Annotated in this window: 13 protein-coding genes; 6 read left to right on the plus strand and 7 right to left on the minus strand. The window is 44.4% G+C overall.

Annotation, left to right across the window (positions count from 1 at the left end; all coding sequences use genetic code 11):
- Positions 1 to 10: 10 nt before the first annotated feature.
- Positions 11 to 643: a response regulator gene (locus M1D72_RS03705; RefSeq protein WP_390195426.1), complete on the minus strand. Its 633-nt coding sequence runs from the start codon at positions 641 to 643 to the stop codon at positions 11 to 13.
- 4 nt (positions 644 to 647) lie between these two features.
- Positions 648 to 2,357: a nitrate/nitrite two-component system sensor histidine kinase NarQ gene (narQ, locus tag M1D72_RS03710; RefSeq protein WP_456294563.1), complete on the minus strand. Its 1,710-nt coding sequence runs from the start codon at positions 2,355 to 2,357 to the stop codon at positions 648 to 650.
- A gap of 250 nt (positions 2,358 to 2,607) precedes the next feature.
- Between narQ and napF the strand changes: the two genes are divergently transcribed.
- The 6 genes from napF to M1D72_RS03740 all read left to right on the plus strand — a co-directional run bounded on the left by napF (position 2,608) and on the right by M1D72_RS03740 (position 7,183).
- The gene (napF, locus tag M1D72_RS03715) at positions 2,608 to 3,087 is read left to right on the plus strand and encodes a ferredoxin-type protein NapF (protein ID WP_456294564.1); all 480 of its coding nucleotides are present in this window, start codon (positions 2,608 to 2,610) and stop codon (positions 3,085 to 3,087) included.
- 10 nt (positions 3,088 to 3,097) lie between these two features.
- The gene (locus M1D72_RS03720; protein ID WP_390195435.1) at positions 3,098 to 3,406 is read left to right on the plus strand and encodes a chaperone NapD; all 309 of its coding nucleotides are present in this window, start codon (positions 3,098 to 3,100) and stop codon (positions 3,404 to 3,406) included.
- Positions 3,403 to 5,898 carry a periplasmic nitrate reductase subunit alpha gene (napA, locus tag M1D72_RS03725; RefSeq protein ID WP_456294565.1) on the plus strand — a complete coding sequence of 832 codons (2,496 nt, stop codon included), beginning with the start codon at positions 3,403 to 3,405 and terminating at the stop codon, positions 5,896 to 5,898. The genes M1D72_RS03720 and napA overlap by 4 nt, the downstream gene beginning before the upstream one ends.
- 75 nt (positions 5,899 to 5,973) lie before the next feature.
- Entirely contained in the window at positions 5,974 to 6,429 is a 456-nt protein-coding gene (locus M1D72_RS03730; protein ID WP_390195440.1) for a nitrate reductase cytochrome c-type subunit, read from the plus strand.
- A 32-nt stretch (positions 6,430 to 6,461) separates the two neighbouring features.
- The gene (locus M1D72_RS03735) at positions 6,462 to 7,037 is read left to right on the plus strand and encodes a NapC/NirT family cytochrome c (RefSeq protein ID WP_456294566.1); all 576 of its coding nucleotides are present in this window, start codon (positions 6,462 to 6,464) and stop codon (positions 7,035 to 7,037) included.
- A gap of 11 nt (positions 7,038 to 7,048) precedes the next feature.
- Positions 7,049 to 7,183, plus strand: a complete 135-nt coding sequence (locus tag M1D72_RS03740) for a TIGR02808 family protein (protein WP_390195444.1) — start codon at positions 7,049 to 7,051, stop codon at positions 7,181 to 7,183.
- 70 nt (positions 7,184 to 7,253) lie between these two features.
- Here the strand turns inward: M1D72_RS03740 and M1D72_RS03745 are convergent, their stop codons facing one another.
- From M1D72_RS03745 to M1D72_RS03765, 5 genes are all read right to left on the minus strand, one after another.
- Complete coding sequence (locus M1D72_RS03745) at positions 7,254 to 9,167, minus strand: methyl-accepting chemotaxis protein (RefSeq protein WP_456294567.1); 1,914 nt, start codon at positions 9,165 to 9,167, stop codon at positions 7,254 to 7,256.
- 290 nt (positions 9,168 to 9,457) lie between these two features.
- A complete protein-coding gene (gene galE, locus M1D72_RS03750) occupies positions 9,458 to 10,474 on the minus strand; it encodes a UDP-glucose 4-epimerase GalE (protein ID WP_390195550.1) in 1,017 nt (338 codons plus the stop codon).
- A 91-nt stretch (positions 10,475 to 10,565) separates the two neighbouring features.
- A complete protein-coding gene (locus tag M1D72_RS03755; protein WP_456295597.1) occupies positions 10,566 to 12,518 on the minus strand; it encodes a diguanylate cyclase in 1,953 nt (650 codons plus the stop codon).
- Complete coding sequence (locus M1D72_RS03760) at positions 12,518 to 13,000, minus strand: YfiR family protein (RefSeq protein WP_390195449.1); 483 nt, start codon at positions 12,998 to 13,000, stop codon at positions 12,518 to 12,520. The genes M1D72_RS03755 and M1D72_RS03760 overlap by 1 nt, the downstream gene beginning before the upstream one ends.
- Entirely contained in the window at positions 12,990 to 15,017 is a 2,028-nt protein-coding gene (locus M1D72_RS03765; RefSeq protein ID WP_456294568.1) for a TonB-dependent receptor plug domain-containing protein, read from the minus strand. Before M1D72_RS03765 ends, M1D72_RS03760 begins: the two co-directional genes overlap by 11 nt.
- Between the last annotated feature and the right edge of the window lie 14 nt (positions 15,018 to 15,031).

Below are 15,031 nucleotides of genomic sequence, written 5' to 3' on the forward strand. Positions count from 1 at the left end.
CAGGCGCTTTTTATTTAACATCACCGTAGCGAGCCAAGTACAGCACGGTAGCGGCCGTTCTTGATGGCACTCTCAGCTTTTTGAGCAAACTTTTCATATGAACCTTCACCGTCGACTCCGAGATAAACAATCGATCCGCAATTTGTTTATTGCGATACCCTCGAGCCACTTCTTTTAATATCTGCTTTTCACGTTCTGTAAGCTCTTCAAACACATCATGCTGATGACTACGTGTCAGCATATATTGGGCGACTTCACGGCTATATGCCTGCTCTCCTTGTAATGAGCCACGAAGTAGCCGAATCAGTTCATCCGGTTCGGTATCTTTTAGTAGGTATCCATCGGCACCTGCTTTGATGATCGCTTCGATATCCGCAGGGCTGTCCGATACGGTGAGGATAACGATTTTGGCATCACACTCATCCGCACGTAGCGCATTCAGCGTATCTAAACCCGACATTCCTTTCATATTGAGATCAAGCAGAATCAGGTCTGGTGATAACTCATGATTTTTCGCCACTGCATCGCTGCCATTACTGACATCGGCCACGACTTCAAAATCTTGCTCGAAACTTAATAACTGATTCAATCCTCGACGCATCAAAGGATGATCGTCGACTAACAGAACACGGCATATAGACAAAATATTATTCCTTTACTCTTGGATAGGTTAAGACGATTTCACATCCATGATCAGCAGAGGATGTCACCTTCAACTGACCATTTAAGCGTGAGGCGCGCTCCTGCATAATGCTCATTCCATAATGATCCTGTTTCAACTCCAACTCGTCGAAACCAATACCATTATCTTTGACTGACATCACGATCAGATCGTCTTGTTCATAGCAGTTGATATCGATTTTGGTCGCTTGGGCATGCTTAATGGCATTAAGCGTTGCTTCACGGATTAATTGCAGTAAATGAACTTGCTGATGGGCATCGAGCTCCATGGAAGACAGCTGGTTTTGGCATACGATGGAAACGCTGGATGAACGCTGATCAAGTTGTTGAACCATTTCACTTAACGCCGCGCCGAAACTCCCCTCTTTTAACGACAATCGAAAGGTCGTCAATAATTCGCGCAATTGGATATAAGCCGATGATATGCCTGTATCGAGCTCAGCAATGACTTGCTCTGTTTGCGCACTCGTCTCTGTCGATGGAAACGACGACAGCTGTTTTTTCAAAAGCGCAACTTGGATCTTCAAATAAGATAAGGATTGGGCGAGCGAATCATGAAGCTCACGAGCAATGGTCGTCCGTTCCTCCATAAGCAACAGCTGACTTGCCTGTTGCTGGGCATGATTGTAGTAAATCGCTCTAGAAAGGATTTGTACAAAGTTATCAATCAACTCTGGATCGGGACAAGGTAACCCTGGTTTCCAAAATAATGTGCCAAGTTGCACATCGTCTAACACCAATGCTTTGGATTGAATCTCATCACTAGGCTGAATATCACCTTGAGTAAAAATTAACGGACGTTCTTCTGGCGTTGCAATTTTTAATCTTGCGGCTTTAATGCCTTCCAAACTCACCATATTTTCCAAAATCGCTTGAAAATTTTCAGCGGTAATCAATGATGCGGTGAGTTGTTGTGATGAGCGGTATAACACTTCAAGAGACTGGTTGGCGATTTGTAGGCGTTGTGTTTTCTCATTCACCACATGCTCCAAACCTCGATAAAGCTTACCAAGATCGCTCGCCATATTATTAAACGTGCGCGTTAAAATCCCCATCTCGTTATGACTATTCACACTCAGCTCAATATCAAAGGAGCGGGATTGAATCTGTTCACTGGCTAATACCAACGCATTGAGAGGACTCACAATCTCTTTGCGTATAAATCGCACCACAAACACACTAATCAAGAAGATAACCCCAAGGCCTATTCCGCCAATCCAGGCAAGCTTGATCAACTTTAACTCTGAATATTGCTGCAATTTAAAAACAAAGTCGTCTATTTGATCGACAAATCCTTCAACCAATGCCAAATATTGCTTTTGATTGTCGCTTAAAATCACTGATTTCAATTCAAACCAGCGCTTAATCAAGCTTTGATAGTCCTCAGTAATGTCACTGGGCACCGACCAATGATTCAGTGCTTTCATTGATGGAGAAAAAATGGATTGTTCAAACATCTCTACATGAGGTAAATAGTCAGGCAGTTCGCTCCTTATGTCATACGCCAAACGGTAACTTTGCATACGCATAGAGCCAGATACATTTACCGCTTCCGCATCATCCAAACTCGACGCCAAAGTAAAAATAGCAAAGCCTGTCGTTGCTACCGAAAACAGTAGAATAAAAAGCAGTGATAACGCGATTGTTTTCGTCACTGACTGATTTTTTGTATGCAAATCTATTCCTTATAGGCGAAAAAGCCGTCTCAGCTGCGACTTCCAACCCAGACAAATAACAATATGTGATCACTCACCAAGTCATTTATTGATCTAAAACAACTCGACCTTTCATTACCCCTAAGGGGGTATTTATCCCATTGAGACAAAAACTACAATTTCTCTATGGGTAAAGCACCTTACAGATTAACGACTTTAAACTACGCTTTACTCATAATTTATAAAACAAAGCTCATAAACTAGGTGTTAAGTGGTTGATTTTAAGAGAAGGCGCTTATTCAGTCGAACTCAAACCGATGATAAATCGCCACGTCTTCCCTGGTTGAAACAACCAGAACAGTTTACTGACCAATGCACACGTTGTGGTAAGTGCATTGCGCATTGCGACACCCAAATCATCGTAAAAAGCGATGGTGGCTTTCCACGCATCGATTTCTCGATTGATGAGTGCAGCTTTTGCTACCAGTGCGCCGAAGTTTGCCCAGAGTCACTATTTGCTGAACAAAGCCAGCTTCCCTGGGGAGCTAAGGCCAATATTAACAACGCATGTCTCGCGTTCAGCAACATCGATTGTCGAAGTTGCTCAGACAGTTGCGAAGTGATGGCAATTCAATTTCAGCTGATGGTTGGCAAAGTTGCTCAGCCGACCATCAACACCCAGCAGTGTACGGGTTGTGGAGCATGTGTCTCCACTTGCCCTACCTCAGCGATTTTGGTTCACAACCCATAGAGGGAACTTTATGTCACTGAATGAAGTGCACATTTCTAGTTTAGTCGTTCATGTGTTACCTGAACACTTAACATCAATAAAAGCGCAAATTGACCAATTTGAGAACGCCGAAATCTACGGTGACAGCCCAGAAGGCAAGATCATTGTGGTATTGGAAACAGAAAATCAGGGTTTTATTACCGATACCATTGATGCAATTAACAATTTTCCGAACGTCTTGAGTACGGTGTTGGTTTACCACCAGATCGAGACTGAACTCGACGACGAAAATAACAATAACACTGGAACGACTAACTCGCATATTGAGGGCGATGTATGAAAATGACAAGACGAGCGTTTGTGAAAGCAAACGCAGCAGCCTCAGCCGCCGCCGTTGCAGGCGTAACACTGCCAGCCAGTGCCGCGAACTTAATTACCACCTCAGATCAAACCAAAATAACGTGGGACAAAGCACCTTGCCGATTTTGTGGTACCGGTTGTTCGGTACTCGTTGGTACTCAAAATGGCAAGATTGTCGCAACACAAGGTGATCCTGAAGCTCCGGTCAATAAAGGCCTAAACTGTATCAAAGGCTACTTTCTATCAAAAATTATGTACGGCAAAGACCGTTTAACTCAGCCTTTACTAAGAATGAAAAATGGTGAATACCACAAGGATGGCGATTTTCAACCCGTCTCTTGGGATAAAGCCTTTGATGTCATGGCTGAAAAATGGAAAGCCTCACTGGCCAAAAAAGGCCCGACCAGCGTCGGTATGTTTGGTTCTGGCCAGTGGACGGTTATGGAAGGTTATGCGGCTTCTAAACTAATGAAAGCTGGCTTTCGTTCAAATAACATTGATCCAAATGCGCGCCACTGCATGGCGTCTGCCGTGGTTGGTTTTATGCGTACATTTGGTATCGACGAACCCATGGGCTGTTATGACGATCTCGAACACGCTGATGCGTTTGTGCTTTGGGGGTCGAATATGGCCGAAATGCACCCGGTGCTATGGACACGTTTAACGGATCGCCGTTTAAGCCACCCTCATGTTAAAGTCAACGTCCTTTCAACTTATTACCATCGTTCGTTTGAACTGGCAGATCACGGATACATTTTTCATCCTCAATCTGATCTTGCGATCGCGAACTTTATTGCCAACTACATTATTCAAAACAATGCGGTCAATTGGGATTTCGTTAATAAACATACAAAATTTAAACAAGCTGTCACTGATATTGGCTACGGATTGCGTGACGAACATCCACTGCAACAAGCAGCGAAAAATGCCAATTCTGGCAAAATGGATGCGATCGATTTTGAGGCTTATAAAGCCTCAGTCGCAGAATATACTGTTGAAAAAGCCTCTGAATTATCTGGGGTTTCAGAAGAGAAACTGATCACGCTTGCGAAACAATATGCCGACCCAAATACCAAAGTGATGTCACTTTGGACCATGGGAATGAACCAGCATACGCGCGGCGTATGGATGCAAAGTTTGGTGTATAACCTGCATTTGCTGACCGGTAAGATTGCGACACCAGGTAACAGTCCATTTTCATTGACCGGCCAGCCATCCGCTTGCGGAACGGCCCGTGAAGTGGGTACCTTTGCTCATCGTCTTCCAGCAGATATGGTGGTTGCCAATCCAAAACACCGTGCGATCGCCGAACAAATTTGGAAATTGCCAGAAGGCACAATTCCTCCCAAACCCGGATTCCACGCGGTACTTCAAGATCGTATGCTCAATGATGGAGTCCTTAATTGCTACTGGGTGCAATGTAATAACAACATGCAAGCAGGTCCAAACATCAACACTGAGCGTTTGCCAGGCTACCGCCGTCCTGAAAACTTCATCACAGTATCCGATCCTTACCCGACAGTCACCGCTCAAGCCGCGGATCTGATTCTTCCTACCGCAATGTGGGTAGAAAAAGAAGGGGCTTACGGCAACGCAGAGCGTCGTACCCAAGCTTGGTACCAACAGGTTGGTACTGTAGGCGAGGCAAAATCTGATCTTTGGCAGCTTATGGAGTTTGCTAAGCGGTTTAAAGTAGAGGAGGTTTGGCCTGAAGAGTTGATTGCCAAAATGCCAGAATATCGTGGCAAAACGGTTTATGACGTGCTGTATCGAAATGGACAAGTCGACCAGTTCCCATTGGAACAAGCTCGTGAGCTCAATGACGATGCTCATCACTTTGGTTTCTATGTTCACAAAGGCTTATTTGAAGAATACGCCAGCTTTGGTCGAGGTCATGGTCATGACCTCGCTCCTTATGATACCTATCACCAAGTGCGAGGGTTACGCTGGCCCGTTGTCGACGGTAAAGAAACACTTTGGCGTTATAAAGAAGGCAGCGACCCTTACGCTAAGAAAGGATCAGGATGGGACTTTTACGGCAAGCCCGATGGTAAAGCATGGATTATCTCCGCGCCGTATGAAGCCCCACCAGAGTCCCCGGATGAAGAGTTTGATCTATGGCTCTGCACCGGACGCGTACTTGAACACTGGCACACAGGCACCATGACTCGACGTGTTCCTGAACTGTATAAAGCATTCTCAGATGCCGTGTGCTTTATGCATCACGAGGATGCAAAATCACGAGGATTACGTCGCGGCGATGAAATCGTTATCGCCAATAAACGCGGCGAAGTACGAGCGCGTGTAGAAACACGTGGGCGCAACAAACCGCCAAAAGGCTTGGTATTTGTTCCCTTCTTTGATGCTCGTATTTTGATCAACAAACTGATTCTCGATGCAACGGATCCACTGTCTAAGCAAACCGACTTCAAGAAGTGCCCAGTAAAAATCACTAAGGTAAATCAGGCCTAGTTATCACTGTATTAATGGGCAATCTCTTCGATTGCCCTGTGAACGAATTAAGCCATGACGGCGGAGAATTTACTCATGAAAAAATTGCTCGTTGCATTACTATCAATCGGTGCGCTGGTGACTGGTCTCGCTCAAGCTGAGCTTGACAATCCTGGTGGTGTTGGCGGCCTTGAATCATTGCGAGGCACAACGCCTATCGAGGACACGCGCGCTAGTGACAACATGAAAAAATACCCACGCGAGCAGGCTCTTGATAGTGATTTTGTCTATCAGCCTCCTCTTATCCCTCATAACATCCGTAACTATGAAGTGTCATTGAATGCCAACAAATGCCTTTCATGTCACAGCTGGAAAAACGCCAAGCAGATGGGCGCCACCAAAATCAGTGTAACGCACTTTATCAACCGTCAAGATGCGGTTCTTGCCGACGTCTCCCCACGTCGTTACTTTTGCTTGCAATGCCACGTGCCTCAGGCCGATGCAAAGCCATTAGTTGAGAACGAATACGAAAGTGTTGATTCACTACGTTAGTCAAGCGCTTAGATATTAAATAGAGGCGAATTATGAAATTACTCAAAGCGTTTTGGAAACGATTAACAAGCCCAAGTAAAGCCGCCGTTGGCTTAGTACTTTTCATGGGCTTTGCAGGTGGTCTTCTTTTTTGGGGCGCATTTAACACTGGAATGGAAGCCACCAACACTGAAGAATTTTGCTCTGGGTGTCATGCACCCATCGTAGCTGAAATTCAGGAAACCATTCACTACTCTAACCGCTCAGGCGTTCGAGCGATATGCTCAGATTGCCATGTTCCGCATGAATGGACAGATAAGATTGTACGTAAAGTACAAGCGTCAAAAGAATTGTTGTTCCATTTTATGGGAACTATCGATACGCCAGAAAAATTTCAGGCGCGTCGTTCGCACTTAGCTGAGCGGGAATGGGCTAGATTGAAAAGAAATGACTCACTTGAGTGTCGCAACTGTCATGAATTTGAGTACATGGATTTTTCAGAGCAAGCGACTCGCAGTGCTCGGCAACACTCCACAGCTCTAGCCTCTGGAGATAAAACATGTGTCGACTGCCACAAAGGAATTGCACATAACTTACCTGACATGCATGGCGTTGAAGGCTGGCAATAAGGAGCATTACTATGAGTACATTAGAGTCCGTCATCTGGCATATTTTAGGTTACAGTGCGATGCCAGTGATCATTCTTGGTGGATTTCTCGGCGTGGCGATTGTCTCGGTGTGGCTTTTATCTTTAACTAAAGACAAACAGCCCTAATAAAGTAAAGTTGCCCGTTAGCATAAAAAAGCGGCTGTTATTCACAGCCGCCTTTTACGTTATAAATGCCTTAAATTTTATAATGCGACAATTTATCAGATAGCTCTTGCGCCATGGAGCTTAGTTTATAGCACGCATCATATGTTTCCTGAGCGTAATTGGTATTTTGAGAGCCAATATCTTTGATTCCTTCAATACTTTCACTCACCTCAGAACACGCTTGATGCTGCTGAGCTGCAGCGCTGGAAATATCGGTATTGCGATGAGATATATTCTGAACAGCTGCCAACACATCTTGCAACGCCTCACCCGCTACCTTGGCATGTTCCAGGTTATTAAGGGCCACTTTACGGTTTTCATCCATCTGTTTAGAGGCTTCCTTCCCGCTACTTTGCAAACGCGCGACCGTTTTACGAATTTCTTCGGTAGAAACCTGAGTACGGCTTGCCAATGAACGAACTTCATCGGCCACCACCGCAAAGCCACGCCCCTGCTCTCCAGCTCGAGCCGCTTCAATCGCTGCATTCAATGCCAACAAGTTTGTTTGGTCGGCAATGTCACTGATCACCTCAAGGACGCTGCTAATACTCGAGCTCGCGTCAACCAGTTCCTGTACGACTGTACTTGATGTTTCGATGGTCGTCGCTTGCTGCTCGATATTGGTAATGGTGATGTTCAGTGTTGTCCCCACTTTGGTTACTTGTTCATTGGCTTCATGGCTGTAGGACTCTGCCTCCGCTGTGTTACGCGAGACTTCTTGCGCTGACACTGACATCTCATGTGTCGCAGAGGCAACTTGCTCGGTTTTTAAGCTCTGTTCTTTCGCTGAATGACTCGAATTGGTCGCTAAACTGGACAGCGCGTTTGCCGCGACGGAAACATTCTCTGCAGAGATTTTCGCTTGTTTAATCGTCTCGTGAATACGATCAAGCAACCGGTTAAATCCTATAGCCATTTGTCCGAGTTCATCATTCGACTTTTGAGTAAATCGCTGAGTTAAATCGCCTTCACCCTCTGCAATATCGGTAATCGCTTTGACATAAGTCTCCAGAGGACGCCCCACGAGCACTTTTATCAATAAAGAGATGGCCAAAAGGATAACTGCGCCCATGCCAATGACAAAACTAATGCTTTTTAATGCCGCCCCAAACACCAAGTCGCTAACTTCTTGCTTAGAAACACCAACAACGACTGTGTAACCCCATGCTTCATATGGCGTTTTAATTATGTCCCATTCATCGCTGGTCATGGCATTTTCAACCGCAGAACGTTCGATATTCGTCGAGTGCATGCGCAATTGGTCTTTGCCATCGAGCAAAGCCACAAACCCATTATCCAAAATTCTGGCATTCGAGACGGCATCATTCAGTTCACTCAGATCCGCTGAGTAACCCACATACCAGATACCAACCGTCCCATTATCACCTTGAATCGGCTCATAGCCCGCTAAATAGGGATTTCCAAGAATATCAACTTCGCCATAATAGGCGTTACCTTGCTGGATCGCCTTCATCGCTTTGCCATTAGGCGCAAGCTTAGTGCCTATCGCCCGCTGGCCATTACGTTTTACATTGGTCGAGACACGTATGTAGTCGCTATTATCCCGGCTAAACAGCGTTGCCGTGCCACCTGCAAGTTTCGTTAGATTATCCACCAGCTCAAATTGATTGGCTTGAGGCTTATCGCCCAAAATTAGGTTCGGCGCTGAACTGCTCCCCACATCCACACGCTCACCTAACGTCGGATTACCAATAGCAAGCCCCCTTTCTTTGAGCAGTTTCATACTGCTTTTTACTCGCTCCAACATAATGCCGTTGGTTACATTAAGCAGCCTAATGACATCGTGAGCAGCATCATCACTTTGTTCTGTGACTTGATGATTGATCTGAGTGATTTGTGAGGAAACTTGAATGGATGCGAGCGCAATGGCCATTACCAAGATTAACGCTGATATAGCAACGATAAACTTACGATTTATACTCATAACTATTGATATCCTTTAGGTATCGCAATAACCGAGCGATCTGACATCACTTGTTACTGCTCCAGGTATGACAAAAGTTATTCGATGAGGCTGACTAACCTTCTACTCTTAGCTCTAACTGGCTGTTTATAGAGTTTAAAAATATCGAATAAGCTAAGTCTAACATAATATGAATATAGAATACGCCTTGGAATCTAGCACTAAAATGTGGTATTTGGTGAAGAAATTTAACCAATAAAAAAGCAGCCATTCAATAATGGCTGCTTTTTTACTTCTACGTATCGTAATAATTACGACTCAGGATAACCTTGTGGATTTTTTGATTGCCAACGCCAGGTATCTGCAGTCATTTCCTCGAGCGTACGAATGGCCTGCCAACCCAGCTCTTTTGTTGCTTTAGCCGGATCAGCCCAACATTCAGCGATATCGCCAGGGCGGCGGTCCACTAATTGATAAGGCACCTCTTTACCACTCGCGGCTTCAAATGCCTTAACCATATCCAACACGCTGTAGCCATTACCAGTGCCTAGGTTATAGACATGTAGCCCTTGTTTACTACCCACTTTTTGCAGCGCAGCAACGTGTCCATCTGACAAGTCCATCACGTGAATATAATCACGGACACCCGTGCCGTCTTTGGTTGGGTAATCGTGACCAAAGACCGATAGAAATTCACGTCGTCCAACGGCCACTTGCGATACAAATGGCATTAGGTTATTTGGAATCCCTTGAGGGTCTTCACCCAACTCGCCTGTTGGATGAGAACCAACAGGATTGAAGTAGCGAAGTAGCGTAATACTCCAATCTGGATTGGCTTTTTGGAAATCCGTTAAGCACTCTTCGACCATCAACTTACTACGCCCATATGGGTTGGTTGCGCTGGTCGGAAAATCTTCCGTAATCGGCACCGATGCTGGATCACCATATACCGTCGCTGAAGAACTAAATACTAAGGTTTTGACATCACAATCTCGCATAGCATCAACTAAAACCAATGTGCCATTTACATTGTTGTCATAGTATTCAAGCGGTTTTTGCACCGATTCGCCAACAGCTTTCAGCCCTGCAAAGTGAATAACTGCGTCAATGTTGTGTGCCTTCAATACATCAACAACAAGTGATTTATTGCGTACATCACCTTCAATGAACGTTGGCTTCACGCCAGACACTTTTTCAATACGTTCGAGTACTGTATTTTTACTGTTGTAGAGGTTATCCAAAATCACAGGATTCATTCCCGCATCAATCATTTGGATACAAGTGTGGCTACCGATGTAACCCATGCCGCCAGTCACTAAAACGTTCATCATTTCTAACCTTTAACGATAAATTTATATCTATGCTACTGAGTTGCAATATAAAAATATAGGATAACTTTTGAGACAACGAGCCAAGTGTTTATGTGACAACCACTCGTCCTTTGCCAGAACTTTTGGCCTTATACATTGCCGTGTCTGCCGATTTTAAGATGGTATCAAGCGATTCTTGCTTGTGAATGATCGGATGAACCCCAACACTCGCACCAACATTGAGAATGCGTCCTTTGTACACGACATCTTGATTAATGAGATTTATCAACCGGTTACCAAGAAGTTCTGCATCACCCGGCTCTGACGAACGAATTAAAACAACGAATTCATCACCAGAAAGACGAGCCACTAAATCAATCGAGCGCACCTGTGATAGCAGTCTCTCCGCTACTTGTTTTAACACTTCATCACCGGCGTCATGACCATAGGTATCGTTCACCTCTTTAAAACCATCTAAATCAATGTACAGCAGTGCGGCACCATTGAGGTAGGCGTCAGTCTCCAACATATCATCCAAGATACGATATAACTTCGCTCGGTTTGCAAGCCCAGTCAATGAATCATGATGGGCAAGATAGTCTAGCCTTTCCATTTCTTTCTTGTTGGATAGATCAGACAGAATAAACACTAGGTCATATCCGGGCTCACCATCTTGCTTCTGTATACAACTCACTTTGACGAACATTGGCACCATGTGGCCATCAAGATGTTTCTCCCAGATCTCTCCCTGCCACTGATTGAACTTGAACACACTATTTTTAATTGCCGGCATCAAAGAGGAGAATTGCTTCCAATCAAGAATATCTTGTGGTTGATTATCGAGTAACAACTCTTGTGAGTAACCCAGTAGTGTCGTCACTGCCGGGTTGACCATCGTGATGTAACCTTTATGGTCTATAACCATTAGGCCATCATGACTATTTTCAAATACGCCTGCCGCCAACCGTTGACGCCCTTGGGCGGCTTCAAACTCAGTGATATCTTGGATAGCAAACAGAGTTTGACCCGCTTTTGATAACGTTGTACTGGTAATTTCTAATAATTGAGGGCAATTAAACGCGTCTTTAATCCACAGTTTGCGGTCAAAGAATTCGGAATTATTGCGAAATGCTTGGTTAAACAGCTCGTCATCCGTACGAATGATATCGGTGATTTTTGAGCTTTTCAGGTACGCTTTCGTACATTTGAAAATATCACAGGCCGCAACATTAAAGTGCACCATCGCACCTTCATTATCGACAACGATAAGCGCGTGTTGCACCGTTTCGACCACTTCATTCGCAAAGGCTTTTTCTTCTTCAAGTTTATCTAGGGTGTACGAAACCTGCTTATCACGAAGCCGCAAACGTTCAATCATGGTATTAAATGCATCCACCAAATCACCAATTTCATCGTAGGCTGCCGGCTTAATTTTCATCTGCTGGTTATGACTAATGAAACTGCGCATCCCTTGGTTAAGGGAAAATACCGGGACAATGATGAATTTTTGTATTGTTAAATACAAAATGGTGGCCGCAACCACTAACAGCGAAAAGTAAATCAACGCATTATTGAGCGCTTTTTCGTAAAGCTGAGTTAATGAGGATTTGGAGATGGTGACTCTCAGCTTGGCGATAACATCATCTTCAACTTTAACCGGAATATTAAGGAATATGTGCTTATCGGCAAAAGCGTACTGCTGCGACTCCATCTGCTCTTGTTGCCTGACGGTAGGAATGGGCGCGTTCGCTCCTTCACGCTCATACATTGCAAATAACTGTCCTTCTTTGGTATAGAGCTTAACGCGCGAAATTTCTTCATCTGCAGAAAAGGCCGATAACACTTCGTTGGCCGCCAGACTGTCATTAAAAATAATTGCTGCTTGCAGGTTATACGCAACGCCGTTAGCTAAAACGGAAACTCGCCCTAGTAGGTTTTCTTTTTGCGTTTCATAGGCCAAGAAAAAGCTATACAACTGCGAAACAACAAAGATCAACGTCGTAAAAAAGATGATCGGCAGCATCAACTTTGTTTTTAGCGATATTGAACCTACAGATCTCATCATTTATTGCCCTCGATTTTCGCGATACGCAGTAAATTTGATGAAACAGAGTAGTCACCTATATTGTCTAGGTTAATTTTGGGTTTGATTCGTCCATCTTCGTTATACAACTCTATCACTCCACCATATCGTGTGAATTGTTCGAGATCCCCTATTGTGACCGTATTCGCTCCTGCGGCTTCAACGTAGTGAAGATTCTCCTGTTTAGTCACAAACAAGATATCACAGTCACTATCAGCGATATGTAATGGAAGATGGCGCACGGTCTTATTCGTGACAATTGATTGTAAAATTTTCTTAACTTCCGGACTATCTGGCAGGCAAAACTCTACTGATTTCATCTGAGGTTCATGTTTCCAATAGATAAAATTGGCAATACGAAACAGATAAACGGCCTTTACCTGCTCAGGGGTATAGGCTGCTGACACAGAATAAGAAAATAACGTTGACCAAAACAGTAAGCCAAGCGTTTTAAAAAACATACGAAATCCTTAGATAACTTTGTTGCTCACTTGGGTATTGTTGAAGGGTATTTTGATAATATCCATGCCGACCTATATCTTTGATAATCCACTCGACCATTGGCCAATGAGTATTATATTGCCACGCCAATCGCGCATCCCAACTTAAATAATCTGGAATGGAATAGTTTGAATCTGGGGGGTACTCCAGTAATTGAGCCATCGCAGTTACATCGAAGCTCCACTGCTCATTGATATCCCACAGGCTTTGCAGGCTAATATTATGTTGATTTTCAATAGAAAATGCATCAGTGGTTTGCACTTGCTGCATAGTGTCCATTTGCAAGTAGTAGTCCGTATGCAAATAGCTATAACTCGCATAAATATCGTATGTGGAACTGAATTGCCACCTCGCGGCGACTTCAACGCCATAAGATTTCATGTTGTAGTCATCACTGATTTGAAACTGATAACTGCTGTTTACGCCTTCAATTGCGCCTTTATACTGGGACCCGCGAACATTATGGTGCTCACTGAAAAATACCGTCGTATCCAGTTCAATGTTTTCCCCCACGAAACGATGCCCGACTTCGCTGGTAATTACACTTTCTATATCCATGTTAGGGTTTGAATCGCGTTTAACAAATACAGTTCGATTCTGTTGGGGGTCATCAATCGTCAAGTAATAATCGCTGTTACGACTAAGGTACGAAGGCGCGCTTACCGCGCGAGCTACCCCTGCCCAAAGCGTATTTCGCCCATCATCGAAATGATACAACGCGCGAAGCTGTGGCGAAAATTCCGTATCTCCAGTCGCACTAAAGTATTCGGCTTTAACGCCAGCCCATAACGACCACTGCTCTGTAAGGAGCCAATTTCCCTGAACATAGCCATTACTGATCACATCATCCACTTTATTCACATCATAAGTACGCAGAATATACGGATATATGTACTGCGATTCCGGCGAGTGGGTTGTCGAAAAATCGATATCATAGCGCCGAACCCCTCCACCAAATGAAAATGTGACACGGTCACTTAACCCGTAATTAAAATTAGCCTCGAGATTCACATCCGAGTATTCGGCTGGAGCATCAAACCGTTGGTCTCGACTGTGCTGGTACCAAGCCGCATATTTCGCTTGCCACTCACTGTTGATGGTTTGATCAAAATCGAAATGAAAGTATTCACCATGGCTATCAATGGTCGTCGCCTGCTCACTGATGTCATCGACAGCACCAACAATACGATCAATCCTATAATTAGAGTGATTGATTCGATATTGACTACGATGCCCTCCCAAGCGCAGAGTCCATTTATCATCGCCTTCGTAAGACTCAACCACCATGCCCGCGGTTTGACGCAGCCAACGATTCTGATAACGCCCTGAATGATGGTTTTCCTCATCACGCCGTTTATAAAAGGCACGTGCATACATATCATCATCTAACTTAAGGCCAGTTCGACCACTTGCAATATAGTCACCGTGTTCATCAAAGGTAGCATTTAACATCGAGAACTGCGTTTGCTTAGCCGATTTGGTAATGATATTAATCACACCATTGAGTGCATTGCCTCCCCACATCGTCCCTCCAGGGCCGCGTAGCACTTCAATACGTTCGATATCAGCCAAATTGTAATCCACACTTGGCCAGTAAATACCACCATATACTGAGTTATTCAGACTGCGCCCATCAAGCAGTACCAACATTTTGTTGTACAAACCGTCGTGAAAGCCACGAATTGACGCAACTTGCTGGGTATTAGACACATTGGTAACTGTAATACCTGGAACCAATGCCAGCACTTCTGCTATAGAGCGTGCGCCACTGCGCTTGATTCTTTCTGAACCTAGTACATAAACTGAGGAAGGAGTATCCGTTAGTTTGTGGCTAGAACGAAACGCCGTTTGCATCTCAGTTTGCAGCATTGAAAGCTCTTCGAGTGACATCGACATAAGGTGTTGAATATCATCAGATGCAGAGACATTTCCGCAGACTAAAACTAAAGATGGTAAAAGATAACGACGCTTTTTCATTAAGTGAACCCAAA

The organism is Vibrio sp. AK197 (assembly GCF_053903115.1).